Origin of the sequence: Cohnella sp. (assembly GCF_041640265.1) — a bacterium.
Classification (GTDB): Bacteria; Bacillota; Bacilli; order Paenibacillales; family Paenibacillaceae; genus Cohnella.
Genome location: NZ_JBEQAP010000003.1, coordinates 100,324 through 124,213, shown reverse-complemented (window position 1 = coordinate 124,213; position 23,890 = coordinate 100,324). Strand labels below are relative to the sequence as shown.

The window sequence follows — 23,890 nt, the reverse complement described above, 5'->3', positions numbered from 1 at the left end:
GATTTATGAACAAAACGATACTTATCAGGAGGGTGCTTTTTATGAAATATTGGGTAAATGCAAAGCTATTATTAATTCTTGCATTAATCGGAACGCTAATTACGGCTTCAATGGTGCAAGCTGCTCCAGGAGGTCCTCCGAGTAATGCCGCATGTGATACTGCTGTATTAGATAATAAAGTTCTATGGGACGGTATTACTTATAACTCGCGTGACATCAATTATAAATCTCCATATGGCGCTGTTCCACATAATCAAGATGCAACATTTCGTATCCAGACTTGCGCCGGGGATGTGAGTGAAATAAAAATACGTTGGTGGAATGCTACCCACCAGCACAGAGAGCTTTATACCCATGTCGGTTGTGAAAACGGAAAACAATCGGGATTATTGGGAAGGAACATTAAAGGCGCCTGGGACTCCTATTCTCGGGTATTATACATTCCGCATAACGGATGGTACAGACACGGATATGTACTCAGATGATGCAAACCGTAATGGCGGAGTTGGTGCTATGTATGAGGACATCAATTTCGATTACGATTATGCCTTGGGTTTCTTTCAGCCGAATTTCTCTACACCAGAATCGATTAAAAATGGTGTTGTTTATCAAATTTTCCCAGAAAGATTTCGCAACGGGGATACGACTAATGACCCAGTAGGTAACGGCTCCTCGGGTGACCTGCTTTGGGCGAAATGGGATGATAATGGAGATGGCAAAATAGATAGAAGGGATTCATCTTCCAACGCCTATGCAAAGAAGCAAACAAATTGGTTTGCCACTCCCGAAGGGAGTTCTGATTGGTTCGGCGGTGACTTGCAAGGAATTATTGATCAGGCCGCTTATTTAAAAGACCTAAGCGGTTACCTAGGCAAGCTCAATCGTAATTCTGACGGCACCTTCACACATGACACAGCAGGAAGTATGAACGTATATAGCAACTTGAGTACAATGTTATCCAACCATGGGATTAATTTAATTATTGATGGAGTTTTTAATCACTCCAGTGCAAATCATCCATGGTTTGATCGCTGGAAGAAATCAAGTGTTGTAGGCGCCTATGAAAGTCAATCTTCATCGTATTATGACTACTATAAATTCAATACCTGGAACCATGAATATGTGAGTTGGTGGGGATATAAAAATATTCCTGAACTTCAGGAAGTTCAAGGCTTTAAAGATTATGTTTACAATGGAACGAATTCCGTCATTAAATATTGGAATGGATATGGGCTTGATGGCTGGAGAATGGATGTAGCCAATGAAGTTAGTCACCAGTTTTGGTCGGGATTCCGTCCTGCGTATAAAACGATAAATTCAAATGGTTATTTATTAGCTGAAGAATGGGGACGTGCTACGGCATATCTTCTAGGAGACCAGTTTGATGGAGTGATGAATTATCGCTTCCGAGACAACGTGTTAAATTGGTTGAAAGAAAACATCGATTCAACATTATTTGGGGAAAATATGTTAAGTGTTATTGAAGATTATCCGAGGGAGTCATTACTTGCAAGCACAAATTTATTAGACAGCCATGATACTACGCGTGTATTGAATGAATTTAGCGGAAACAAGGATAAGGTGAAGCTTGCTGCTATGATTCAAATGACATGGCCAGGGGTTCCTATGATCTATTATGGTGATGAAGTTGGTTTAGCAGGTGGAGCGGATCCTGACAATCGGCGTACGTATCCTTGGGCTGACCTTGGCGGCAATCCAGATACCTCTATGCTTCAGCATTATAAGGCTCTAATATCCATTCGCAAGACATATTCTGTCTTACGTACGGGCAGCTTGAAGATGAAATATGTCTCAGGTGATGTAGTTGTTGTGGGACGTGAAGATGCCTCAACTAACCCAGATGCTTTAACAGCTTATAATAGAAGCACCTCGAATCAGACGATTACGATTAGTGTATCCGATATGAACATAGCAAACGGCACCGTGTTTAAAGATGTGTGGAATGGAGTTTCCTACACCGTTAGTTCTGGAAATGTAACCTTCACTGTCCCAGCAGGTACTGCTGCTATCCTAGTTTCATAATAAAAAAAGTACAGCAATGCTTCTAGCTGGCGCCTGTGTTTTGATCTTAACCCCGTCAAGTAGACAATAATAAGACTGAATAGACTAAGCAGCCTTGGTTCGGTATTCAACCGGACTAAGGTTGTTTAATTTTTCCTGAAACCTGTCGTAATTGTAAAACCTTATGTAATCATGAATAGCAGTGATGAGAGCATGTTCGGAGTCAAATGACTGCAAGTATATACATTCAGATTTGAAATGTCCGAAGAAGCTCTCCATGCACGCATTGTCCAAACATTTGCCCTTTCTCGCATACTCACTTTGATCCTGTACTGCTTCAGAAGTTTGTTGTATTGCCTGGAAGTATATTGATATCCTTGGTCACTATGGAGGAGAACTCCCTTTGTTTTACGTTCCACTTCTGGATACACCGGCGATTTCACAAAATGAAATCAGCACGATGCTTGATGTGATCACTCAATCCCAAATATGGGAAATCGTCCTCCATTATGCAAAGAAGAACAACATAGGCATTCTAGTTTTTATCCATAACGAGAACTTGGCCAAAGTAACTTGCAGCAGAATCATTCATTTGCACTAGATAAAAAAGCTAACGGATCTGAGCGGATCCATTAGCTTTTTTTTTTGGATTAGGTGCTAAGAAGCCGCTCCCAGCTTTGTATAGTATTCTGCTCATTCATATCGAGTCCGATTAGTACTAAATAGGAATCCGCATTATAATAGGCTGCCGGTTCCCAGGTTACCCTTTTCCCCGCATATTGCAGTAGATAATGTTTGTTCTTGCGCGGTACCCGCACATAACCTTTGGCCCGAAGTAAATTACTGCCTTGTGCATCTAAGAACTTCTCGATTTCCTTCGGAGTCAGGGCTCTTTCCTCAGGGAGCTGTAGCGATAGGGTGTTTATACGCGAAAAAGAAGGCGAAGGCTGATTGTGGGTCCCCAAAGAAGATTCATTGCTTGAGTCTTTCTTCTTAACTATTGGAGAATAAACGGGACGCTTGACGCGAGTAAGAGTATCTTTAACCTGATCCACTTTGATCCCGCCAAGAATAGACTCTAAGTCTATTACGCTATGCTTTGAACGTATAAGGGGGGAGCTCTCGTTCTGCTTGCGAATTTCTTTCTCAATTTTGACAAGTTTTTCGTCTTTAACCAGATCGACTTTATTGAGAATGAGAAGGTCGGCTGTTTCAATTTGCCGGCGCAAGGTTCGAACCAAATGTAAATCGGTATCGAACCAGCTATTGTACTCAAGGAGATGCTCCGCATCCAACACGGTGATGACCTTATGCAACTTCACTTTGGCGACTAGATCGGGTTCACTTAAAGCGAGTGCAACTTCTTCTGGGTTAGCAACGCCGGTCAGCTCTATGAAAAGAACATCCGGCTTGAGCAGGAGTAAATCCTTTAGCTTGCCGGCTAATTCTTGCTTTCGCGAGCAGCAGACGCAACCGTCTAAGAGTTTTTGAATGCCCAGCTCCATACCCAATGGGGTGAGTCCTATTCCATCGACATCACGCTTACCGAGTTCGTTCATGAGGATCGCAGGTTTTAGGCCCTTTTTCTGAGAAGCTTCCAGCAATTTTAGAAGCAGTGTCGTTTTGCCGCTTCCAAGAAATCCGCTTAATATAATGGCAGGAACTCTAATCTCGATTCACTCCTACTGTTTGACTTTTAACCGTAGATCGTCTATCTTTTGAATGTAATAATTACGATTATGAATGAGGCGTTCACCATGACTAGTAAAATAATTCCGATATATGTGTTGACTGGTTATCTAGGAAGCGGTAAAACTACTGTTCTTCTCGCACTGTTAGTAAGGTTGAAGAACGAAGGCAGACGTCCAGCAGTTATCATTAACGAATTCGGAGATGCGGACGTGGATGGTCAGATCATCGGGGAAGACATTCCGATGGAGGCTATGCTTGGCGGATGCATCTGCTGCTCGATCCGAGGGGATCTGAGTATGACCATACTTAATTTATGTGAGCAGTATAACCCGGACATTCTGATTATCGAGGCTACCGGAGCTGCTCATCCCGCTGAGATCATTGAAGGTGTATCGGATGCCTCTCTTCTGACGAGAACCGAGCTTCGGACGATTGTAAACGTCATTGACGCGCGCAGGCTTCTAGATACCTATTTACATTCAACAAGACAGGAAACCCGGCTTTACATAAGCCAAATCCAATCGGCTGGATGGTTGCTGCTTAACAAAATCGATCGGGTACCGATAGAGAGTCTTCCTTCGTTAGAGGAATGGATTCGGCAATACAATGGAGACACCCCGCTAATAGCAACGATTAAAGGAAGTGAGGGCTTGGGATTCTTGGATTTAGATTCGCAAATGAAGCCGAGAGAATCCATAGAACAGGAAGAAGGAGCAGGTGATGCAGGTGATTTCGCGTCCGAGAAAGAAGAGGAGGGGACAGATATTCACCCCTCATTGTCGGTAAAAACATATTACCTGGACGAACCAATCAACCGGGATTCATTCCATTCCTTTTGTCTGAACCTACCCCATGGAGTGAATCGTATGAAGGGAATCGTCCGCTTCGATGGCGAGCAAGGACTTCACCTCATTCAATATGCATATCGCGAATTGGAAATGATGTCTATTCGGCCTCAAAAGACCGTGCAAGAAGTCCTTGTCGTCATCGGGGAGCCAGAAACCCTGTCTGAAGTTAATGACACAATACTCGATATTATCGGATTCTAAGCATTAGGAAGCCACGCAATCCGCGAATTGCTTCTTGAACCATAGTTCATCAAGATTTCGTCCGATAATGACAAATTCGCTAAGTGGTGTTTCACTGCTCTTCCATGAACGATCAGCATAAGAACTGAAAAGCATGTGTATCCCCTGGAATACGACTCGCTGATCGACACCTTTGATATGAAGCACGCCCTTATATCGGAAAGTATCCGTCCCATGGTCCTGCAACCACTCGTTTAAGAATTGGTTAACCTTATCGATATCAAGCGGGCGCGTTTCTCTGAAAAATAACGAGGTCACATCGTCGTCGTGATCATGGTCTTCCTCTTCTAAGAAACCGGGGTCAATTTCCAGCTTTGTTGCTAAGTCGAAGGCGTCGATTCCAAGAATATGTCCAATATCGATTTCTGATTGTAACGTGCGGTACTGCTTGGCAGCCGGATTCATGGCGCGAAGTCGATGTTCTAGTTGGATAAGGTCGGCTTCCGGAACCAAGTCCGTCTTATTCAGTAACAGGACATCAGCGAATGCAACCTGCTCTTGCGCTTCATGGCCCTCGTCAAGATGCTGACCTGCATGTTTGGCATCGACTACAGTGATGATCGCATCCAAATGATAGAAATCAGCAATGGTTTCATCTACGAAGAATGTTTGAGCAACCGGCGCTGGATCGGCTAAGCCTGTCGTTTCAATAAGTACGCGGTCAAAACCGGCTTTTCGCTGGTCGCCCTGTCCTTGCTTCGCTTCCATCAGCTCGGTGAGAATCCGAATAAGGTCTCCTCGCACTGTACAGCAAATGCAGCCATTGTTCATCTCGATGATTTCCTCGTCCGCACCTACGATTAGCTGGTTGTCGATACCGACTTCACCGAACTCGTTCACAATGACGGCGATTTTCTGCCCGTGATCAGCAGTAAGGACATGATTTAACAACGTCGTCTTGCCTGCACCTAGAAATCCCGTTAATATCGTGACGGGAATACGGGATACTTCCTTCTTTATCGTTGTCAATGAAATCACCCTCGTCCTTAATCGTAATTATTACAACTAAACACAGTATAAAATTTCAAAATTTCAAAGTCAAATGTAAACCTTGTTATTTTCACTGCCCGCTTTTATAATCGTAATAATTACAATTAAAAAGGAGGGTTTATGTGGGTACACGAAACTTAGAAGTCATGCAAACTCACTTGCTCATTTGCAATGGAGATAGCTGTATGTTGCATCAAGGAGAAGAGGTTACTTTGGCGATCAGGGAAGAAATATCCCGATTAGGTGTGGACCATCTTATACATACAACACGTACACGCTGTAATGGCAGATGTATGGATGCGTGCGTCGTAATTGCTTATCCGGAGGGATCATGGTACAAGGACATGACTCCCGAAACGGGTAAAGAGTTAGTTCGCAATATGACAGAGGGTAGGAAATTAGAGGAGAGATTGGTCTATTCTTTTGCCCCTATGAATGAGGAGCAATATGAATAACTGGTATGAAAAAAGTTTTGGTGAGGACTACTTGATTATATATAAGCATCGGGATATGCATGGAGCAGCGGCCGAGGTTCGCAAAATGATCGCATGGCTGAAGCTTCCCAACCATAGTCATGTATTAGATCTATGCTGCGGTATGGGAAGACACGCCTTAGCACTTGTCGAAGCAGGCTACTGTGTGACGGGTGTAGACTTGTCTCCGATTCTACTGATGGAAGCTCGCGCCTCAGATCCCAACAATACTATTCGTTGGGTTCAAAGCGATATGCGTTCGTTACCTTGTGACGAGACATTTAATGAAAGCTTCGACGCGGTCGTTAATCTGTTTACGTCCTTTGGTTACTTCGAAGAGGACAGCGAACAGCTCAAAGTACTTAAGCAAATCTATCAGGCACTGAAACCAGGAGGCCAGTTCATTATTGATTATATGAATGCTTCTTATACTGCTAAACATCTTGTTCTCTCTTCGGAAAGAACTGTGGATGAGAATTCAATTATAGAGACCCGTAATATCAAAGATGGTTTCGTGACGAAAGAAATCGTAGTTCAGGGTCCGCATAGGAAGACAAGCAGATATACAGAGCGCGTCAAGCTCTATTCACTAGATAAGCTAACGGAAATGTTGAACGAGGTCGGTCTGGCCATAGACGCCGTTTACGGAAACTATGATGAGGACGATTATGACGATCTGCGGTCGCCGCGGATGATTATAACAGGACATCGATAATAAAGGAGCTTCAGTCTAACATGAGTAAAACAAACAACAACAACCGCCTTCCTCGAGCTAAAGGAATCGATATGGCTACCTTTTATACCCCAAAGGATTGTGCCAAAAAAGTAAAGAGAATCGTTCTGCATCCCCAAAATCGGCAAATTGTCGAAGAGTTTGTTATCATTCTGGGCATGAAAGAAAAGTTTGAAGAGCATGATGTACCGATTCCTAACAAGGTAGTTATGTTCGGTCCGCCAGGAACAGGAAAAACCTTAACTGCGTTCTATATCGCACAGCAGCTAGACATTCCGCTTATTCTCGTTCGACTAGATGCGATTATTCATAGCCACTTGGGTGAAACCGGCAGCAACATACGGAAAATATTCGATCATGCCAAATCATCCCCATGCGTCCTATTTCTCGATGAATTCGATGCAATTGCTAGAACCCGTGAGAATAATGATGAAGTGAAAGAGATGTCGCGAGTCGTCAATACGCTGCTTCAGTGCCTAGACGAATTTGAAGGCGACAGCATCTTTGTCGCTGCGACCAACCTTGAAGAAGAACTGGATAATGCCGTGTGGCGCAGATTCGATACGAAAATGACATTCGGGATGCCGGATGATAACAGCAGGAATGAGTATATCCAATTGTTGATCGGGGATTTCGAGCAGGAGAAACACATTTTGGAGTTATCTTCCAAATTGTTAATGGGCTGCAGCTTTGCGGATATAGAGCAGATTGTTCTGAAGGCCAAACGAAAGGCCATTATTGAGAATAACCAGCTGACCTTCAGTGCAATCGCAGAGTCTTTCGAAGAGTACAAGCCACATGGCAAATAAGGAAGTGTAATAGGTGGTTGCTCAAAATTTCTTCAGCCTTCTCTTGACAGTTTTAATCGTAAAGGTTACGTTTATTAAACGTAGTATTTACGATTTACCGAAGGGGCGCATCCAAATGGCGAAAATCGTACCGGAGCAAACGACTCGAACGATAAAACCCAAAACGGAACAAATTATTCAAATGTTCTCCCGCTACGGCTTGCGGATTACCGAACAGCGCAGGTCCATTGCCAAATTGTTCGCGGAAACCGCCGATTTGTTAACGCCTATGCAAGTCTATCATGATCTCGGTTCGAAGCATCGGGGACTTAGTTTCGATACCGTATATCGTAATCTGAAACTACTACAGAATTTAGGCGTGCTTGAGCCTTTCTATAACAAGGATGGAGTGAAATTCGGCATCAACAGCAGCCATTCCGACTCCGGGCAACATCTTTTCATATGCATGTCCTGCGACATCGTCTACCCGTTTGATACCAGCTTCTTAATCGAGATTCCGCAGTTGCCTCTCGAATTCAAAGCGGTCATTCATCGTCACGAGGTGTTGGGTTATTGCCCTGATTGCAATCGCTGCTAAGTAAATAATGCTACAGGAAAGGGTGAAGTTATGCTGCTCACATCAATGAGGAATGTTGTCTTTGGTTATGGAGACACTCCTTGCTTGGAAGATGTGGATATCGAGATCCATAGCGGTGAATTCGCAGCGGTGACCGGACCTAACGGGGCATCGAAGACGACACTGCTCAAGTTGGTTCTTGGCTTGTTACAGCCTTGGAGCGGGACAGTGGCTAGAGCAAGTAGACGAGAGGATGGAAAGAAGATCGTCGTTGGATATATCCCTCAACAGATCGCCGCATTCAACTCAGGATTCCCTAGCACGGTGGTGGAATTCGTTCGTTCGGGAACTTATACGAGAGGATCTTGGTTGAGACCCGTCAGTCGACAAGATCAAAACCTCACTGAGCATGCTTTGAAGCAGGTCGGCTTGTGGGAGCTGCGTGATCGCAAAATCGGCGAGCTCTCCGGAGGCCAGAAACAAAGGATATGCATCGCGAGGGCTTTGGCTCAGCAACCGGATTTGCTCGTGCTAGACGAACCGTCGAATGGGATGGACACGGACAGCCGTTCCAGATTATACGCATTACTTGGAGAACTAGTGCAGGAACGAAACATAACCGTCGTCATGGTCACCCATGGCTTATCAGAAGCTAGCCCCTACTTGGATCGGGTAATCGAGCTAGAAAAGAAGGAGGCTGGAGGATGGAAATGCTGCACTACGACTTCATGCAAAGGGCATTTTTCGCCGGTGGTCTAATTGCTCTGGTCGCTTCGGTTCTCGGAGTATACCTGATGCTAAGAAGACAGGCACTCATGGCGGACATGCTTTCTCACGTTTCGTTGGCGGGAGTCGCGATGGGCGCGTTGTTGAAGGTTAATCCCACACTCTTCGGCTTTGTCATAGCCTTAATTGGCGCAATAGTCGTTGAATATGTGAGAAGATCTTACAAAACTTATTCCGAGGTGTCTATCGCCATCATCATGATCGGAGGATTATCGACTGCTGTCGTGCTCATGTCGATGAATCCAGGAATTAGCCGCGGCTTCTCCTCTTATCTGTTCGGATCCGTCGTCGCGGTACAGAAAACCGAGATTTATTTGGTTGCGGGAGTTACTCTCATCGGAGCTTTGTTTTTCTATGTGTTAAGGAAGCCCTTGTATCTTATTACCTTTGACGAGGAAACAGCTAGAACGAATGGCGTTCCAGTAAACTGGATCTCGCTGCTGTTCAGCATCATAACCGGGATGATCGTTGCCGCGGCGATGCCGATAGTAGGCGTTCTGTTGGTCTCTTCCTTGATTGTGCTCCCAGCTGCACTGGCCATCCGTTTAGCACAGAGCTTTACCGGTGCTTTATGGCTTGCGATGCTAATCGGAGTGACTGGCGTTTTCTCTGGATTGACGGGTTCCTATGTGTTGAGCACTCCTCCAGGGGGGACGATCGCATTGACGTTACTTCTTTTTCTAGTCATCGGTATTGGTGCTATGAAAGTTGTCGTGAAGTGGAGGAAGCAACATGGCAAGCTTAAAGGTACGATCCATATAAACGAGCAGAAAAAGCTTCGTGAGCATGTTAGCTTAGGTCAAGATCCACCAGTTATTCATTAATCATTCATATCATTCGGGGGGAAGTTAGCAAATGAAATTATCAAAAGGTTTGGCAGGAATCGCTATTGCGGCATTGGTATTATCGGGTTGTGGAAATTCGAATGGGAACAATGAGGGTAATGGGGAAAAGTTAAAGGTCGTGGCCAGCTTCTACCCGATGGTAGAGTTTACTAAGCAGGTTGCTGGAGATCATGCTGAGGTTGTAGGGCTGATTCCTTCTGGTGCAGAGCCGCACGATTGGGAGCCGTCCCCTAAAGACGTAGCTGCTATTCAGGATGCCGATTTGTTCGTTTATAACGGTATGATAGAGGGCTGGGTGGAAAAAACGCTGGAAAGCACGAAGAATGAGAAACGTATTGTCGTTAGAGCGATAGACGGCATCGAGTTAATAGAAGGATCGGATGAACATGAGCACGAGGAAGAAGGGCACGAGGAAGAAGGCGAACATCCTCTTGATCCGCATGTTTGGTTGTCACCTACTCTAGCACAGCAAGAAGTCCGCCATATTCAAGCTGGTCTGGAGCGAGCCGATCCGGATAATAAGGACAATTACAAGAAAAATGCAGATGCTTATATCGAGAAGCTGAAGGCGTTGGATGAGAAATTCAAGCAGGATTTAAGCAATTCTAAACATAAGGAATTCATAACCCAGCATGCCGCTTTTGGCTATTTGGCTAAAGATTATGGATTAACGCAGGTTCCGATCGCAGGTCTATCTCCAGAACAGGAGCCTTCACCGGAAGAGATGGCGGAGGTTGTCGCCTTCGCGAAAGAGCATGAAGTAAAGACTATTTTCTTCGAAACGCTAGTGGACCCCAAGATAGCCCAGACGATTGCAGACGAAATCGGGGCAAAGACGGATGTGCTCAATCCCCTTGAAGGATTGACCGAGGAAGATATGAGCAAAGGACTCGATTATATTAAAATCATGGAAAATAACCTTGCAGGATTAGCAAAAGCGCTTAACGAATAACGAGCGTAAGGGAGCTAATGAATAAAAGGGTAGATGATTATGGGAAAGGAGGTTGGCCTCATGAGAGTCATTATTACGCTGGCATGCACGGAGTGTGGGGATCGCAACTACACGACATCAAAAAATAAACGTACGCATCCGTCGAGGCTTGAATTCAAGAAGTACAGCCCTCGCCTTAAGAAGTACACGATCCACCGAGAAACTCGTTAAAGTATCTATTGAAGGGCTGCTCTCCTATGAGAGAAGCCCTTTTTTTCTAGTTATTATCAGCCATGTTGATTCATGTGGATTATCGATATACAATCATTGATAATATAAGGTGGCGATTCTAGCTTGCTGAAAGGATAGGTAGAAAATGTCTGATCCAAATACGGTTCAGGAAATGCTTACGATCATGTCTAAGAATGGATGGAGAATAACCGATAAACGTAGAAAACTAGCGCAAATTTTTACGGACTATGACGGTTACTTATCACCTAAAGATGTCTACGAAAAACTGTGTGTGAATTATCCAAGCGTCAGTTTCGATACCGTTTATCGCAATCTTAGAATGCTGAGCGAAATGGGTGTTCTGGAGCAATTCTATTTTCTAGATGGAGGTTTGAAATTCAAAGTAAATTGCCTTTCACACCATCATCACCATTTAATTTGCATCAATTGTGAAAAGACGCTGATATTTGAGTATTGTCCTATGGAACAAAAACTAGATCTCCCTGGGAAATATAAAATTATTAATCACCGATTCGAGGTGTATGGGATCTGTGAAGAGTGTCAGATGTCTTCGTCTTGATCCCAATAATTGTCGTAACTTAACCGTTACCGGTATAAACCGTTATCCGATTGAGAACCGATGGCATATGGCTACGGTCAAAAATAGGGTGGTATCACGACACATTCGTCCCTGACGGATGTGTCTTTTTGTTTTTTTCCACATACAAAAGGAGGCTGCATCTCATGCGCCAAAGCAATTTATTACTTACGACATTGCGTGAATCGCCCGCAGACGCCGAGGTAATCAGTCATCAATTGATGCTTCGTGCAGGGTTTATCCGGCAATTAGCAGCAGGAATTTACACATACATGCCGCTTGGAAGACGAGTTCTCCGGAAGGTAGAACAAATAGTGCGTGAGGAAATGGACAAAGCAGGTGCTCAAGAACTGTTGATGCCTGCCATACAGCCTGTGGAATTGTGGAAAGAGTCCGGACGATATTCTGTATATGGACCGGAATTAATACGTTTACATGACCGACATGATCGAGAATTTGCTCTCGGTCCTACACATGAAGAGGTGATCACTTCAATAGTGCGAAATGAAATTAACTCCTATAGGAAACTGCCAGTGACGCTATATCAAATTCAAACAAAGTTTCGTGATGAACGGCGTCCCCGTTTCGGTCTCCTCCGAGGCAGAGAGTTTCTGATGAAAGATGCCTATTCGTTTGATGCGGATTTTAAAGGGCTGGATGAATCATACTGGAAGATGTTTAAGGCTTATAATCGGATATTCACCCGATGTGGAATAAACTTTCGCGCAGTCGAGGCTGATGCAGGTGCAATTGGCGGCGAAGGTGGAACACATGAATTTATGGCGTTGGCCGATAGAGGTGAAGATACGATTGCAGCTTGTACGTGTTGTGAATATGCCGCTAATCTTGAGAAAGCTGAGTCTAGCGCAATTTCGTTAGAAGCTGATGAAATGATTTCCGTAGATAAATACGAGATTTTCATCGCTGACCATAAAGCAGTTATGGTATTGAAGTGCTGATGGACGACAGAGATGAGCGTCCTGGAGTTAAGTTCAAAGATTCGGATTTGATTGGTATCCCCATAAGAATAGTGATTGGTAAAGATGCTGAGAAAGGGAATGTTGAGTTTATAGAGCGAAGAAACAATAAGAAAGAGTCAATTCAAATCAACGATGCTTTTGCGCGTATTATGGATGAGTTAACTGTAAACTAATAAACATATTCCAAAAAGCTGTTGCTTGTGAAATTGGTCAAGACCCCAAATAGTAGACATTATAAAAAACTTTTGAAAGAGTAACAACAACTTGGACAGAAGCACTTTTTTCTGGATAAAAAGCGAAAGTGATATTCAAAGGTGTAAAATCCTATACGTTGCGACTGTATTCCCGCGGCGTTAATCCTTCTTGCTTCTTGAAGCGTTGAATGAAATAGCTGACGCTCGGATACCCGCAGCCCGACGCGATGTCCTGCAGCGGCATGTTCCTGTTCTCGATCAGCATCTGCTTCGCTTGCCGGATGCGGCAAAGCGAGACGAATTCCATCGGCGCCAGCTGCGTCAGCTTGCGGAACAATTTGCAGAAATAGAACGTGCTCACGTTCGCGCGATCCGCCCATTCCTTTAGCTCGAAAGGTTCGCAAGCCCTCTCTTGAAGTTCGGGCAACAAGCTCATGACCAAGTCCGCGCTGCTGTTGTCCTTCTTCGGAGCGAGCGGTGTCGCCTGCGTCACGTATTCGGCGATGATGGCGTATGCGAGCGTGGACAAGGCGGCGGACAGCCACAGCTTGTTCTTCTCCGCCGCCTCGATCAGCGCGTCGAAAGACCGCTCGAGCTCCTCTTTCCTCTTCATCGTCCATAAGCTCGTTTGGTAGAACCCTTTTTCCGCCAGGAATTCTTTGATCTTCGTTCCGTAGAAGTGGACGAAATATACTTCCCATGGTTCGTCCTGGCTGGAATAGTAATGCTGCGTTTGCTGCGGGGCGAACAAGAACGAGTCTCCCGCCTTCAGCTCGTACGTTTTGCCGTCGATGACGACGCTGCCTTTGCCCTTGGCGACCAGATGAAGGTTGAAATGGGGGAATTCTCCCGTCTCCCGGAGACAGATATGGTTCGGGTCGTCGCGAATGAGGCCGACCGATTCCGGAAAACAGGGGAATTGATTGTCGCCGATGCTCGGCAGCGCGATATACTTGAACATGCGATTCCTCCGCCAATGACAATATCATGATATCGGAAACAAGATATTTAGATATGACATGGAAAGTAGATTTAGTATGATAACAATATCACATCGGTACAGGTACATGAAGTCCGAAAAAGAGGTGCTTTTAATGTCCAAACAACTGAACTGGGGCGTCATCGGTGCAGCAGGCATCAACGGCGCGGTCGTTCCCGCCATCCAAGCTTCCTCCACGGGGCGCGTCGTCGCGATCGCGAGCCGAACGCAAGAGAAGGCCCAAGCGGCAGCCGACAAATTCGGCGTTCCGACCGCTTACGGCAGTTACGAGGAATTGCTGGCCGATAAGAGTATCGAAGCGGTATACATTCCGCTTCCGAACCACCTGCACCGGGAATGGGCGATCCGCGCCGCGGAAGCCGGCAAACACGTTTTATGCGAGAAGCCGCTTGCCCTGAACGCTCAAGAAGGGCAAGAGATGGCCGACGCCTGCGCGAAGGCGGGCGTACAGCTCGCGGAAGCGTTCATGTATCGCCACCAGCCGCGCTGGGAACGCATCAAGAACGTCATTGCCTCCGGCGAGATCGGCGAGCTACGCGTCTTGCGCGGAGCGTTCACGTTCAACGGAGCCGCGAACAAAGGCAACGTCCGGTTCAACGCCGACTGGGGCGGCGGCTCGCTGTTCGACGTCGGCTGTTATCCGGTCAGTACCGCCAGGTTCCTGCTCGGCAGCGAGCCCGTCGCCGCTTCGGCCCACGCCCTATTCTCTCCCGAGCACGACGGCGTCGATATGATGCTCTCGGGCATTCTGGAGTTTCCCGGCGACGTCGCGCTGACGTTCGACTGCGGCATGTGGGCCGACTTCCGCAATTTCTTCGAGATCGTCGGCACGAAGGGCCGCATCGATATTCCCGGCACGTTCCTTCCGAACGGGGAAGAAGCGGACTTCACCGTTTATTCGGGCGGCCAGCGCAGAGTAGACAAAGAGCCTGCCCCGAACCAATATACTCTTCAGGCCGATCGGTTCGCCCGCTCCGTGTGGGGCGAGGATACGCCTCTCGTTCCACCGACCGACGCGATCCGGAACATGCGTGCGCTCGACGCGTTGCTGCGCTCCGCGCGCGAGAAAGCGAGAGTGACCCTATGACGGCGAAGCTTGGCAAACCTTCGATCCGCATCGACGACTCGATCTCATGCGCGAAGCTCATTCTCGGTTCGATGATGCTGAAGGAAGAAAACATGGAGCACGCCGCAGGCTTGATGGACGCGTACGTCTCCATCGGCGGCAATTGTATCGATACGGCGCACGTCTACGGGGAAAGCACCGCGCGGTCGGTCGGCCTCTGGATGAAGGAACGCGGCAACCGCGGGGACGTCGTCATTATCGGCAAAGGCGCCCATCCGTACGGGAGCCCCCGCATGACGCGCGAGTTCATGGAACAAGATTTGCTAGATACCTTCGAACGGATGCAGACGGATTACGTTGATATTTTCATGCTTCATCGCGACGATCTGGACAAGACGGTCGGCTACATCATGGAATCGATGAACGCCATGCTGGCGGCCGGTTATTGCCGCGCGCTCGGCGTGTCCAACTGGACGGTAGCTCGCATCGAAGAGGCGAACAGGTACGCCGCGGCGAACGGCTTGACCCCGCTAACTTGCAACAGTCCGAATCTCAGCCTGGCCAAGCCGAACGAGGCGCGTTGGGATGGCTGCGTCTCCGTATACGCCGACGACTTGGAGTGGCACGAACGCACGCGGCTGCCGCTCTTGTCCTGGTCTTCTCAGGCGCAGGGCTTCTTCACCGGAAGGTACAACCGCGACAACGGCGACCCGGAAATCCGCCGCGTCTATTACAGCGAAGCGAACTGGGAGCGATATCGCAAAGCGGAGCAGCTCGCGCGGGAGAAGGGCGTCTCGGCGAACGACATCGCCCTCGCCTACGTGTTGAACCAGCCGTTCCCCGTCTGCGCGCTCATCGGCCCGAACACCGTGCAAGAGCTCCATTCGAGCGCTGAAGCTGTGAAAGTCGACCTCTCGGCATCCGAAGTGGCTTGGCTCGACCAAGTCGACCCAGCATAAGCAGATTCGTGGGGAACTATGCGAGGTGGCGGAAGTGCATAACTAACAAGCAGTGATTAGTCCAAGAGGATATGTGCAAACCATAAATCATAGAATGACTACTCTGATTGACTTCCTCGTATAGGTTGGACATAATACAAGTATATTGAATTGAACGGGGAAGCACCTCGCCAAAGCCAGACACAAGACGTGTTGCTTTGTCGGGGTGGTTTTTTAATGTGGAGGAGGATCGGCTTTGGACAAAAAAAAGAAAAGAGAAGAACGGATCGGGGAGCAGCAGGTGACGTATGATATTTATGCGGCGATGCCGGATGACGGAAAACGATACGAAATATTCGATGGCATTCTCGAGATGATGACTCCGGGTCCGTCTGTAATTCATCAGAGCGTCAGCGGAGATCTGCAGTTTATATTGAAGCAAAGCTGCAATTCCGATTATATGATCTTTGTTGCACCACTTGACGTTATTCTGAGCCGGACGAACGTCGTTCAGCCCGACCTGATCCTCGTTCATCGCAGCCGGATGGAAATTGTAACCAGTAGAGCGATTGAAGGAGTTCCGGATCTCGTCGTGGAGGTGTTATCCCCAGGCTCCCGCAAACGGGACAAAGTAAAAAAGATGAACATATACGCCAAGCATGCGGTGCCGGAATATTGGATTGTCGACGTGAACGCGCGCACGCTGGAGCAGTATGTGCTGAACGACGAGCGGTATGAGCTTAGTAATCTATTCGAAGGCGACGATCTAGTGACATCAGACGGTTTGGCTTGCGTGAAGTTCGCCATTAGCGACTTATTTAAGGATGCAAGTATACAGAAGCTATTTCCCTTGAGCTGAACTCGCGGACTTAGCTTCTCCTTGAATTCTCGAATATACATACTGAATCGGATTGACCTTATGCCCTGCCAAATTGGCAGGGCTATTTTTGTGTAAAAAGTCGTCAAAACGCTACTGAATTAGTCTGCAAAATGTTAGTGAGAATATTAATTCTTCTTTAAGATTAGAATTGGGGTTTCATATGAAGTCAGAAGGCGAGGATAATTAAATGCTTAAGTTGATCATTCAAACGTTGGCTGAATTAATCCTTCCTACCTTGATGTCCAACATCGTTATGCTTCGGCTGGAGTATCAGAAGACTACGGAAGAACACTTCGTGACGGACGGGTGTGAGAGTGATTCGAGCCTTTCATCGATTGGAATGGGAGCAGGAGCGCTTTGTTAAATGTTAGTACCCTAACGATATGAGGTGAGAGAATGAAGCCGCCAGATGCAATCAGTTTCGAAATTAAGGTGCTGGCGAACTTAATCAAACGAAAATTAGACGATGGCTCGTCAGATGGTGGAGAAGACGGATTAACGGGCATGCAAGGCTGGATTATCGGTTACGTAAGGGCCAACTCGGATCGCGTGGTGTTCCAACGGGATATAGAGAAGGATTTCAATATTCGACGCGCAACGGTGACAGGCGTCTTGCAGCTAATGGAACGTAACGGTCTCATCGTTCGAGAATCAGTTGGGCATGACGCAAGACTTAAGAAGATTACCCTTACGCCGAAAGCGAACTTATTGCATGAGCGGGTCGTCCAACGATTTATGGAATTTGAAAATGACCTGCGTTGCGGATTAAGCGAGGAAGAGATCGCTTCATTCTTTGGGATCGTGGAGAAGTTGAAGAAGAACCTTAAGTAAAATTTTTTGCCCCTATAGTTAGGACGCTAACAGTGAGGGTCTGAACAAGTTTGCGGTCAAAGGCAGGAGGGTATTTCATGAAACTATTATTACGGTATTTAAAGCCGTTCGCGCTTGCGTTAACAGTAAGCATAGCATTCCTAATCGTCCAAGTTTTATGCGATTTAGGGCTTCCGAGACTGATGAGCGATATGGTTGATACTGGAATACAGGCCGGGGGGATTGAGCAAGGCGCACCCACTGCGATAAGCACAGACGGGATCGAGCTGCTGAAGACGTTCCTAAACGAGCAAGATGCCGCGAAAGCAGTGCTGGACAAACATCTCCCCGGATTCGCTGCCAACCCGATGACCGGGATGGCTAGCGGGTTTACGCTCAGTCAATTGGCCGCATTTCCGCAAGCGAATATCTCCTCGGAAATACTGGCATCCATCGTATCTGATTTAGCAACTGTCGGAGAATAAACGAAAGAGTTGAGTATTCCGAATAATCGGAACTAAGGAGGTTGATTAGGTGAAGCTTATTGGAAAAGTAGCAGTCGTCACGGGAGCGGCATCGGGGATGGGCAAAGCGATCGCGGAGCTCTTCGCCGAAGAAGGTGCAAAAGTAGTCGTTTCGGATCTGAATGTTGAAAACGCGGGCAAAGTGGCCGAGGGAATTGGAGCTAAGGGCGGAACAGCTTTCGCAGTGGCAACCAATGTCGCCATCGAGGAAGACGTTCAACGCTTGATCGACACTGCGGTTCAAACGTACGGTACCGTGGACAATCTCGTCAACAATGCCGGCATCATGGACAATTTCGTTCCTGCGGGTGACATTACGGACGAGCTGTGGGACAAGGTTTTCGCTGTGAACACGACCGGACCGATGCGGACGACGCGGAAGGTTCTTCCCATCTTCATCGGCAAAAAGAAAGGCGTAATCGTGAATATCGCTTCGGCCGGCGGTTTGTTCGGTTCCAGGGCGGGTGTCGCCTATACCGCTTCGAAGCACGCCGTCGTCGGATTTACGAAGAACGTCGGCTTCCAATATGCGAATCTCGGTATTCGCTGTAATGCGATCGCTCCAGGCGCGGTCGCTACGAATATCGCAATGACCATAACGGCACCGAATCCGTTCGGCGCGGGACGCGCGCAGATCGGTTTGGGCATTAATCCAGGCTTAGGTCAACCGGAAGACATCGCGAAGGTCGCACTGTTCCTGGCCTCCGACGATTCCAGCTTTGTCAACGGCACGACGGTGACGGCCGACGCGGGTTGGACGGCTTATTAATGCGAAAATGTGAAATGCTCTACTCTGCCGGTATTAAAGGTATAACGGAGGATCTGTACTTGATCAGAAGGTATCGCATCTAAAAATTCTTATGCGGTAACCTTGAAGGCTCTGAAATATTTCTTTCAGGTATTCAAGAAGTATACGGGGATGACCCCTAATCAATATCGAAATTACATTGACGCAGAGAAGGAGACAGGAAAATGAACAAGCTGTTGTACGGAGTAGCGTATTACGATGAATACTTCGGGCGCGAATGTACAGCATCGTTTCGTGTTTAGCCGCTAGAATATACATATATAATATTTCGTTTACGAGCCACTGCGATAAGCAGTGGCTCGTATTTTTCTGTAGTTATAAATAAGTTTAGCCTTTTTAGATTGCAACTAGGTCAGTTACCCTCTATTTAACATTGGTTTTACGGGAAGGGGAACGGGAGGATAGTCGTTCAATGAATTGGGTGTCTACTGTAATTTTATTCTTTACGGTGGAGCCCGATTCAATAGATTGAATGAGTAAATCTACGGCTAAATGGGCCATTCGTTCTTTTTCCACGTGAACGGTTGTAAGCTCGGGTGAAACGATCACAGCTTCAGAAATGTTGTCGAACCCGACCACGGATACGTCTTCCGGAACATGGTAGCCTAACTCACTAAGCGTCTTAATGGCACTGATGGCGATATAATCGCATTCGCAGAAGAAAGCGGTCGGCATAGGGCGACCTGCCTCCAAATAAGCGGTTAAATGATTCTTTAATCCCTCTTGAGAGGAAAGGATTGTGGGTGCTACGGAGATAACATTCTCCTCGGGGATTACTTGACCATATTCTCGTAATGCGGTCTCGAATCCTTCCCTGCGGTCATCAAAATTACGCATTCTTATGTTGGATGCGAGATAGCCAATGTCCTTGTGGCCTAGGTTGCATAGGTGAGAACCCGCTTGATAAGCCCCCATGATGTTATTGATCTGAACAAAGTGGACGGGGAGCGTTTCGAAGCAAGTATCCAGAACGACTAGAGGTGACGGCACTTTGGCCGAAATATCCGCAATTTGAATGTTATCCAGATTAGTTCCTAGCAGGATGATCCCATCGCAGCGCTTCTCTTCGGCTAGAGTTCTGATATCTTGTTCGAATGAGCTCATGTTGACCGAGGTGAATACCAGAGAGTATCCAGCTGCACGACTTCGCTCTTCAATGTAATGAATCAACTCGCGAAAGAATGGCTGCTGGTAATATTGCTCCAGTACGATTCCCGAGTTGGCAAACACAAGGAAAGTAATTGATTTAGTTGATTGATCTCGAATGGCTAATCTTGTTTTGGGCAAGTAGCCACTCTCTTTAGCGATTCTAAGTATGCGTTCTCGGGTTTCAGGTCCTATGCCAGGCTTACCGCTGAGGGCAAAGGAAACAGCGGATTTCGATACTCCCGCAAGCCTTGCGATGTCTTCCATCTTCACGATTAATAATCCCCATTTCATTCGGAAACAGTTTAGTAAGTTTAGTTTACACTCGAATGAGACAGGAAGCAATGTGAAGTACAACAATTGATAAAAATTTAGTTTATATGAACTAAAATGATAGCTTTTTTTCTATAAACTCATTGACTTCGGGTATAAACGGTGATAAATTTATGGCGTAATCATAAACACATATTATTAGTTTAGTTAAGTTTAGTTATTCTGATTTTAACTTTATCATTTGATTGTTTAGTAACCAACAGAGGAGACGGGATAATGAAAAAGTTGAAATTGGGATATGCTCCGACACGCCGTTTCGTATTTAGCGCTGAGGATGCTTTCAGGTACAAAGTGCTAATTAAAGAGAAAATCGAAAGCTTCGGAATGGATATCGATATCGTAGATCTTGAAGGGCTCAATCAGGAAGGATTGCTCTATGACGACAATATTAATGCTGATCTAATCGCGGAGAGATTCCGGCAGGAGAATGTGGATGCGGTTTTTTTCCCGCACTGTAACTTCGGAACGGAAGATACGGTTGCGCGCGTGGGCAAAGCGCTTGGCAAACCTGTCCTGTTATGGGGGCCTCGCGACGAGTCCCCCTTGGAAGACGGGATGAGGCTTCGAGATACGCAATGCGGACTCTTCGCAACGGGTAAAGTGCTTCGTCGGTTTAACGTCCCTTTCACCTATGTGACGAACAGCCGAGTGGACGATCCTGTTTTCGAACGAGGATTCACTAATTTTATTGCAGCGGCAAACGTGGTGAGACAATTCCGCAGCCTGCGTATTCTGCAGATCGGTCCACGTCCATCCTCCTTCTGGACGATGATGTGTAATGAAGGCGAGTTATTAGAACGATTTGGCATCGAAATTCATCCCATTACGCTCGTTGACATCCAAAGATCTACGAAACGGATTGAGAACGGAACTAGCTCTGAGCTAGCTGAAGCGGTCGATTATATCAAAGCCAAGCTTGATTGGTCCGAAGTGATAGAAGCGGATGTGAAACGTATCGCGGCTTTGAAGGTTGCTATGAAGCAGTATGCCGTTCAAACCGGAAGCTCCGCAATAGCCATCCAATGCTGGTCATCCCTACAGGACGCAATGGGTATTATGCCTTGTCTCGCCAATGCGATCCTTACCGATGAACAGATCCCGGTAACGTGTGAGACTGACATTCACGGAGCAATCACCTCCGTCATGGTGCAGGCGGCAACAATGAACCAGCATCCGACCTTTTTTGCCGACTTGACAGTAAGACATCCTGAGAACCCGAATGGCGAGCTGCTGTTTCACTGCGGGAATTTCCCTGTGTCTTTATCCGTAGAGAACAAGCCAAGGCTTCGTAAGCATTTTCTATTTGATGATCATGCTCCGGGTACACACGAAGGGGAAATCAAAGGCGGGGGCATGACACTTGCTCGTTTCGACGGAGATCACGGGGACTATCAGATGTTCCTTGGTAAAGCTAGTGGTATTCAAGGTCCTTATACGCGAGGTTCCTATGTTTGGGTGGAAGTAAATGATTGGCCGTTATGGGAAGAGAAGCTGGTGAAAGGTCCATATGTGCATCACGCTGTAGGGATTCATGCGAACGCTATTCCTGCTCTATATGAAGCATGCAATTATATTCCCGGACTAACCCCGGACCCCGTTGATCCGACAGAGCAAGAAATCAAGGCGTGGCTGCGCGGCACAGGTATGTAATCAAGGAGGGCATCATCTATGGAAAAGATAGCATTGAAAGCGAAAGCCGCTCAGATTCGAATGGATCTTATACGCATGATTCATACCGCCAAAACAGGTCATACAGGCGGTTCTTTAAGCAACACTGATATTCTAACCGCTCTTTATTATCGGGTGATGAAAATCGATTCTAACAATCCGAAATGGGAGGATCGTGATCGGTTTATTGCCAGCAAAGGCCATTCCGTTGAATCATTATGGTGCATTCTTGCAGATCTTGGCTTCTTCCCCGTAGAGGAATTGAATACCTTCAGCCAATTCGGTACGCGACTTATCGGTCACCCGAATAATAAAGTGCCTGGCATTGAGATGAATACTGGGGCTCTTGGCCATGGTCTGGCGATTTCTGTTGGCATGGCGCTTGCAGGCAAAAGGGACGGCAAAGCCTACCGCGTATTCTGCTTGATGGGTGACGGCGAGCAGGCCGAAGGCTCCGTGTGGGAAGCGGCGATGGCGGGCTCGCATTACAAGCTTGACAATTTGGTTGGGATTATCGATCGCAATCGGCTGCAGATAAGCGGTTCGACGGAGGATGTCATGGGACTCGAGCCGCTTGAGGAGAAGTGGACTTCGTTCGGCTGGAACGTCGTATCCATTGACGGTAATGATATCGAAGCGCTTGTTGATGTATTCGAGTCAGCTCCAGCAATTCCGAACAAACCGACATTAATCATGGCTAATACGGTTAAAGGCAAAGGTGTTTCCTTCGCGGAAAATGTAGCTCATTGGCACCACCACGTTCCAAGCGGTGAGCAATTGGAGCTAGCGTTAGCCGAATTGTCCGCAGCGATTGAGGGCTATAAGCAGGAAGGGCAGGTGCGATAGTCATGGCTAACAAAATCCCGAATAGGCAAGTGATATGTGACACTTTATTGGAGCTTGCTCATAATGATCAAGACATCATGGTCATAACCAGTGATTCCCGTGGATCGGCGGCTATGGCTCCGTTCGCGAATACTTTTCCTGAGCAATTCGTCGAGGTAGGCATCGCAGAACAGAATATCGTCGGGATCTCAGCGGGTCTCGCGCATAGCGGGAAGAAGCCATTCGTAACATCGCCTGCTTGCTTCCTGAGTATGCGCAGTATCGAACAAATCAAGGTTGATGTCGCTTATTCCGCTACCAATGTCAAGCTGGTTGGGATAAGCGGCGGAGTCAGCTATGGTGCGCTTGGCATGTCGCATCATTCCGTTCAAGATATGGCCGTCATGAGAGCGATCCCTGGAATCGCTATTATTCTGCCGGCTGATCGTCATGAAACGAAGAAGATGACCGAATTGCTAGTCAAGCATGAAGGCGGAGTTTACGTACGCATTGGTCGGAATCCCGTGGAGGATGTGTACGAATCGGATGATTATGAATTCATAATCGGTAAAGCTGTCACTATGCGTGAAGGCACAGATATCACGATAATTGCAGCCGGCGAAACCGTTCGTGTAGCTCTTGACGCTGAAGCTGCTCTTAAGGAAGCGGGAGTTTCCTGTCGAGTCATCAATATGCACACCATTAAACCTCTAGACGAGGAAGCGATCATTCATGCTGCTCAGGAGACCGGACATATCATCACGGTCGAGGAGCACAGCATTCACGGAGGATTGGGTGCCGCTGTTGCTGAGGTCGTCGTTCAGAACCATGCTGTGCCAATGAGGATTCTCGGTATTCCGGATGAACCGGCTATTGCCGGAAAAACGTCCGAAGTGTTCAACCATTACGGCATTACGGCCGACAATATCAAGAAAATTGCCATAGAGATGTTGGGCAGATAAGG

The 23,890-nt window shown here is 47.0% G+C and carries 30 protein-coding genes and 1 pseudogene; 26 read left to right on the top strand and 5 right to left on the bottom strand.

From position 1 onward, the window contains the following. Nucleotides 1-41 precede the first annotated feature (41 nt). Nucleotides 42-485, top strand: a complete 444-nt coding sequence (locus tag ACESLK_RS03745) for a hypothetical protein (protein WP_372662433.1) — start codon at nucleotides 42-44, stop codon at nucleotides 483-485. 28 nt (nucleotides 486-513) lie between these two features. Next, nucleotides 514-2,043: a glycoside hydrolase family 13 protein gene (locus ACESLK_RS03740; protein ID WP_372662430.1), complete on the top strand. Its 1,530-nt coding sequence runs from the start codon at nucleotides 514-516 to the stop codon at nucleotides 2,041-2,043. An 84-nt stretch (nucleotides 2,044-2,127) separates the two neighbouring features. Here the strand turns inward: ACESLK_RS03740 and ACESLK_RS03735 are convergent, their stop codons facing one another. Further along, complete coding sequence (locus ACESLK_RS03735; RefSeq protein ID WP_372662737.1) at nucleotides 2,128-2,376, bottom strand: IS3 family transposase; 249 nt, start codon at nucleotides 2,374-2,376, stop codon at nucleotides 2,128-2,130. Between the two features lie 49 nt (nucleotides 2,377-2,425). On the opposite strand from ACESLK_RS03735, the gene ACESLK_RS03730 reads away from it, so the two are divergent. Further along, the gene (locus tag ACESLK_RS03730) at nucleotides 2,426-2,623 is read left to right on the top strand and encodes a P-loop NTPase family protein (protein ID WP_372662428.1); all 198 of its coding nucleotides are present in this window, start codon (nucleotides 2,426-2,428) and stop codon (nucleotides 2,621-2,623) included. A 49-nt stretch (nucleotides 2,624-2,672) separates the two neighbouring features. Here the strand turns inward: ACESLK_RS03730 and ACESLK_RS03725 are convergent, their stop codons facing one another. Then, nucleotides 2,673-3,674 (bottom strand): CobW family GTP-binding protein, encoded by a 1,002-nt coding sequence (locus ACESLK_RS03725; protein WP_372662734.1) that lies wholly within the window; start codon nucleotides 3,672-3,674, stop codon nucleotides 2,673-2,675. 105 nt (nucleotides 3,675-3,779) lie between these two features. Here ACESLK_RS03725 and ACESLK_RS03720 point away from each other — a divergent pair, with 105 nt between their 5' ends. Continuing rightward, nucleotides 3,780-4,763 (top strand): CobW family GTP-binding protein, encoded by a 984-nt coding sequence (locus tag ACESLK_RS03720; protein ID WP_372662425.1) that lies wholly within the window; start codon nucleotides 3,780-3,782, stop codon nucleotides 4,761-4,763. A 3-nt stretch (nucleotides 4,764-4,766) separates the two neighbouring features. On the opposite strand, the gene ACESLK_RS03715 is transcribed toward ACESLK_RS03720, so the two are convergent. Next, on the bottom strand, nucleotides 4,767-5,771 hold the full coding sequence (locus ACESLK_RS03715) for a CobW family GTP-binding protein (RefSeq protein ID WP_372662423.1): 1,005 nt from the start codon (nucleotides 5,769-5,771) through the stop codon (nucleotides 4,767-4,769). Nucleotides 5,772-5,938: 167 nt separating this feature from the next. Between ACESLK_RS03715 and ACESLK_RS03710 the strand changes: the two genes are divergently transcribed. The 11 genes and pseudogenes from ACESLK_RS03710 to ACESLK_RS03660 all read left to right on the top strand — a co-directional run bounded on the left by ACESLK_RS03710 (nucleotide 5,939) and on the right by ACESLK_RS03660 (nucleotide 12,907). Beyond that, nucleotides 5,939-6,247, top strand: coding sequence for a (2Fe-2S) ferredoxin domain-containing protein (locus tag ACESLK_RS03710; RefSeq protein ID WP_372662731.1), 309 nt, complete (start codon nucleotides 5,939-5,941; stop codon nucleotides 6,245-6,247). Then, a complete protein-coding gene (locus ACESLK_RS03705) occupies nucleotides 6,240-6,980 on the top strand; it encodes a class I SAM-dependent methyltransferase (RefSeq protein ID WP_372662420.1) in 741 nt (246 codons plus the stop codon). Before ACESLK_RS03710 ends, ACESLK_RS03705 begins: the two co-directional genes overlap by 8 nt. Before the next feature lie 20 nt (nucleotides 6,981-7,000). Then, nucleotides 7,001-7,807: an AAA family ATPase gene (locus ACESLK_RS03700; RefSeq protein ID WP_372662417.1), complete on the top strand. Its 807-nt coding sequence runs from the start codon at nucleotides 7,001-7,003 to the stop codon at nucleotides 7,805-7,807. A 115-nt stretch (nucleotides 7,808-7,922) separates the two neighbouring features. Continuing rightward, entirely contained in the window at nucleotides 7,923-8,384 is a 462-nt protein-coding gene (locus tag ACESLK_RS03695; RefSeq protein ID WP_372662414.1) for a Fur family transcriptional regulator, read from the top strand. A 30-nt stretch (nucleotides 8,385-8,414) separates the two neighbouring features. Next, a complete protein-coding gene (locus ACESLK_RS03690) occupies nucleotides 8,415-9,122 on the top strand; it encodes a metal ABC transporter ATP-binding protein (RefSeq protein ID WP_372662411.1) in 708 nt (235 codons plus the stop codon). Further along, nucleotides 9,068-9,973 carry a metal ABC transporter permease gene (locus tag ACESLK_RS03685; protein ID WP_372662407.1) on the top strand — a complete coding sequence of 302 codons (906 nt, stop codon included), beginning with the start codon at nucleotides 9,068-9,070 and terminating at the stop codon, nucleotides 9,971-9,973. The genes ACESLK_RS03690 and ACESLK_RS03685 overlap by 55 nt, the downstream gene beginning before the upstream one ends. A gap of 31 nt (nucleotides 9,974-10,004) precedes the next feature. Then, a complete protein-coding gene (locus ACESLK_RS03680; protein ID WP_372662404.1) occupies nucleotides 10,005-10,946 on the top strand; it encodes a metal ABC transporter substrate-binding protein in 942 nt (313 codons plus the stop codon). Between the two features lie 60 nt (nucleotides 10,947-11,006). Beyond that, nucleotides 11,007-11,156 carry a 50S ribosomal protein L33 gene (rpmG, locus tag ACESLK_RS03675; RefSeq protein WP_372662401.1) on the top strand — a complete coding sequence of 50 codons (150 nt, stop codon included), beginning with the start codon at nucleotides 11,007-11,009 and terminating at the stop codon, nucleotides 11,154-11,156. 145 nt (nucleotides 11,157-11,301) lie between these two features. Continuing rightward, a complete protein-coding gene (locus ACESLK_RS03670; RefSeq protein ID WP_372662398.1) occupies nucleotides 11,302-11,736 on the top strand; it encodes a Fur family transcriptional regulator in 435 nt (144 codons plus the stop codon). 164 nt (nucleotides 11,737-11,900) lie between these two features. Continuing rightward, nucleotides 11,901-12,656, top strand: a pseudogene (proS, locus tag ACESLK_RS03665) (proline--tRNA ligase); the annotation flags it as partial. A gap of 56 nt (nucleotides 12,657-12,712) precedes the next feature. Further along, nucleotides 12,713-12,907 (top strand): His/Gly/Thr/Pro-type tRNA ligase C-terminal domain-containing protein, encoded by a 195-nt coding sequence (locus ACESLK_RS03660; RefSeq protein ID WP_372662729.1) that lies wholly within the window; start codon nucleotides 12,713-12,715, stop codon nucleotides 12,905-12,907. Nucleotides 12,908-13,058: 151 nt separating this feature from the next. Here the strand turns inward: ACESLK_RS03660 and ACESLK_RS03655 are convergent, their stop codons facing one another. Beyond that, nucleotides 13,059-13,889 carry an AraC family transcriptional regulator gene (locus ACESLK_RS03655; protein ID WP_372662396.1) on the bottom strand — a complete coding sequence of 277 codons (831 nt, stop codon included), beginning with the start codon at nucleotides 13,887-13,889 and terminating at the stop codon, nucleotides 13,059-13,061. Nucleotides 13,890-14,022: 133 nt separating this feature from the next. Between ACESLK_RS03655 and ACESLK_RS03650 the strand changes: the two genes are divergently transcribed. The 8 genes from ACESLK_RS03650 (at nucleotide 14,023) to ACESLK_RS03615 (ending at nucleotide 19,122) form a co-directional block, all read left to right on the top strand. Then, nucleotides 14,023-15,015, top strand: a complete 993-nt coding sequence (locus ACESLK_RS03650) for a Gfo/Idh/MocA family protein (protein ID WP_372662394.1) — start codon at nucleotides 14,023-14,025, stop codon at nucleotides 15,013-15,015. Next, complete coding sequence (locus tag ACESLK_RS03645; RefSeq protein WP_372662391.1) at nucleotides 15,012-15,953, top strand: aldo/keto reductase; 942 nt, start codon at nucleotides 15,012-15,014, stop codon at nucleotides 15,951-15,953. The genes ACESLK_RS03650 and ACESLK_RS03645 overlap by 4 nt, the downstream gene beginning before the upstream one ends. A 235-nt stretch (nucleotides 15,954-16,188) precedes the next feature. After that, the gene (locus ACESLK_RS03640) at nucleotides 16,189-16,791 is read left to right on the top strand and encodes a Uma2 family endonuclease (protein ID WP_372662388.1); all 603 of its coding nucleotides are present in this window, start codon (nucleotides 16,189-16,191) and stop codon (nucleotides 16,789-16,791) included. Between the two features lie 208 nt (nucleotides 16,792-16,999). Beyond that, complete coding sequence (locus ACESLK_RS03635) at nucleotides 17,000-17,176, top strand: hypothetical protein (protein WP_372662385.1); 177 nt, start codon at nucleotides 17,000-17,002, stop codon at nucleotides 17,174-17,176. Nucleotides 17,177-17,208: 32 nt separating this feature from the next. Continuing rightward, the gene (locus tag ACESLK_RS03630) at nucleotides 17,209-17,643 is read left to right on the top strand and encodes a MarR family winged helix-turn-helix transcriptional regulator (protein WP_372662382.1); all 435 of its coding nucleotides are present in this window, start codon (nucleotides 17,209-17,211) and stop codon (nucleotides 17,641-17,643) included. 77 nt (nucleotides 17,644-17,720) lie between these two features. Beyond that, nucleotides 17,721-18,107, top strand: coding sequence for a hypothetical protein (locus ACESLK_RS03625; protein WP_372662379.1), 387 nt, complete (start codon nucleotides 17,721-17,723; stop codon nucleotides 18,105-18,107). 49 nt (nucleotides 18,108-18,156) lie between these two features. Continuing rightward, nucleotides 18,157-18,915, top strand: coding sequence for an SDR family oxidoreductase (locus ACESLK_RS03620; protein WP_372662375.1), 759 nt, complete (start codon nucleotides 18,157-18,159; stop codon nucleotides 18,913-18,915). Between the two features lie 102 nt (nucleotides 18,916-19,017). Beyond that, a complete protein-coding gene (locus tag ACESLK_RS03615; RefSeq protein ID WP_372662372.1) occupies nucleotides 19,018-19,122 on the top strand; it encodes a helix-turn-helix transcriptional regulator in 105 nt (34 codons plus the stop codon). A gap of 195 nt (nucleotides 19,123-19,317) precedes the next feature. Here ACESLK_RS03615 and ACESLK_RS03610 read toward each other — a convergent pair whose 3' ends face one another. Beyond that, the gene (locus tag ACESLK_RS03610; RefSeq protein ID WP_372662369.1) at nucleotides 19,318-20,394 is read right to left on the bottom strand and encodes a LacI family DNA-binding transcriptional regulator; all 1,077 of its coding nucleotides are present in this window, start codon (nucleotides 20,392-20,394) and stop codon (nucleotides 19,318-19,320) included. Between the two features lie 255 nt (nucleotides 20,395-20,649). On the opposite strand from ACESLK_RS03610, the gene ACESLK_RS03605 reads away from it, so the two are divergent. The 3 genes from ACESLK_RS03605 to ACESLK_RS03595 are packed head-to-tail and all read left to right on the top strand — an operon-like array spanning nucleotide 20,650 to nucleotide 23,888. Further along, the gene (locus tag ACESLK_RS03605) at nucleotides 20,650-22,083 is read left to right on the top strand and encodes an L-fucose/L-arabinose isomerase family protein (RefSeq protein WP_372662366.1); all 1,434 of its coding nucleotides are present in this window, start codon (nucleotides 20,650-20,652) and stop codon (nucleotides 22,081-22,083) included. A gap of 18 nt (nucleotides 22,084-22,101) precedes the next feature. Then, entirely contained in the window at nucleotides 22,102-22,947 is an 846-nt protein-coding gene (locus ACESLK_RS03600; protein ID WP_372662364.1) for a transketolase, read from the top strand. Nucleotides 22,948-22,949: 2 nt separating this feature from the next. Further along, on the top strand, nucleotides 22,950-23,888 hold the full coding sequence (locus tag ACESLK_RS03595) for a transketolase family protein (protein WP_372662361.1): 939 nt from the start codon (nucleotides 22,950-22,952) through the stop codon (nucleotides 23,886-23,888). Nucleotides 23,889-23,890: the final 2 nt, after the last annotated feature.

Bases quoted from the DNA above. Each gene is read 5' to 3' on its own strand.
- ACESLK_RS03745 (WP_372662433.1), top strand. From the start codon at position 42: ATGAAATATTGGGTAAATGCAAAGCTATTATTAATTCTTGCATTAATC.
- ACESLK_RS03740 (WP_372662430.1), top strand. From the start codon at position 514: ATGTATGAGGACATCAATTTCGATTACGATTATGCCTTGGGTTTCTTT.
- ACESLK_RS03720 (WP_372662425.1), top strand. From the start codon at position 3,780: ATGACTAGTAAAATAATTCCGATATATGTGTTGACTGGTTATCTAGGA.
- ACESLK_RS03710 (WP_372662731.1), top strand. From the start codon at position 5,939: ATGCAAACTCACTTGCTCATTTGCAATGGAGATAGCTGTATGTTGCAT.
- ACESLK_RS03705 (WP_372662420.1), top strand. From the start codon at position 6,240: ATGAATAACTGGTATGAAAAAAGTTTTGGTGAGGACTACTTGATTATA.
- ACESLK_RS03700 (WP_372662417.1), top strand. From the start codon at position 7,001: ATGAGTAAAACAAACAACAACAACCGCCTTCCTCGAGCTAAAGGAATC.
- ACESLK_RS03695 (WP_372662414.1), top strand. From the start codon at position 7,923: ATGGCGAAAATCGTACCGGAGCAAACGACTCGAACGATAAAACCCAAA.
- ACESLK_RS03690 (WP_372662411.1), top strand. From the start codon at position 8,415: ATGCTGCTCACATCAATGAGGAATGTTGTCTTTGGTTATGGAGACACT.
- ACESLK_RS03685 (WP_372662407.1), top strand. From the start codon at position 9,068: ATGGAAATGCTGCACTACGACTTCATGCAAAGGGCATTTTTCGCCGGT.
- ACESLK_RS03680 (WP_372662404.1), top strand. From the start codon at position 10,005: ATGAAATTATCAAAAGGTTTGGCAGGAATCGCTATTGCGGCATTGGTA.
- rpmG (WP_372662401.1), top strand. From the start codon at position 11,007: ATGAGAGTCATTATTACGCTGGCATGCACGGAGTGTGGGGATCGCAAC.
- ACESLK_RS03670 (WP_372662398.1), top strand. From the start codon at position 11,302: ATGTCTGATCCAAATACGGTTCAGGAAATGCTTACGATCATGTCTAAG.
- ACESLK_RS03660 (WP_372662729.1), top strand. From the start codon at position 12,713: ATGGACGACAGAGATGAGCGTCCTGGAGTTAAGTTCAAAGATTCGGAT.
- ACESLK_RS03655 (WP_372662396.1), bottom strand. From the start codon at position 13,889: ATGTTCAAGTATATCGCGCTGCCGAGCATCGGCGACAATCAATTCCCC.
- ACESLK_RS03650 (WP_372662394.1), top strand. From the start codon at position 14,023: ATGTCCAAACAACTGAACTGGGGCGTCATCGGTGCAGCAGGCATCAAC.
- ACESLK_RS03645 (WP_372662391.1), top strand. From the start codon at position 15,012: ATGACGGCGAAGCTTGGCAAACCTTCGATCCGCATCGACGACTCGATC.
- ACESLK_RS03635 (WP_372662385.1), top strand. From the start codon at position 17,000: ATGCTTAAGTTGATCATTCAAACGTTGGCTGAATTAATCCTTCCTACC.
- ACESLK_RS03630 (WP_372662382.1), top strand. From the start codon at position 17,209: ATGAAGCCGCCAGATGCAATCAGTTTCGAAATTAAGGTGCTGGCGAAC.
- ACESLK_RS03625 (WP_372662379.1), top strand. From the start codon at position 17,721: ATGAAACTATTATTACGGTATTTAAAGCCGTTCGCGCTTGCGTTAACA.
- ACESLK_RS03610 (WP_372662369.1), bottom strand. From the start codon at position 20,394: ATGAAATGGGGATTATTAATCGTGAAGATGGAAGACATCGCAAGGCTT.
- ACESLK_RS03605 (WP_372662366.1), top strand. From the start codon at position 20,650: ATGAAAAAGTTGAAATTGGGATATGCTCCGACACGCCGTTTCGTATTT.
- ACESLK_RS03600 (WP_372662364.1), top strand. From the start codon at position 22,102: ATGGAAAAGATAGCATTGAAAGCGAAAGCCGCTCAGATTCGAATGGAT.
- ACESLK_RS03595 (WP_372662361.1), top strand. From the start codon at position 22,950: ATGGCTAACAAAATCCCGAATAGGCAAGTGATATGTGACACTTTATTG.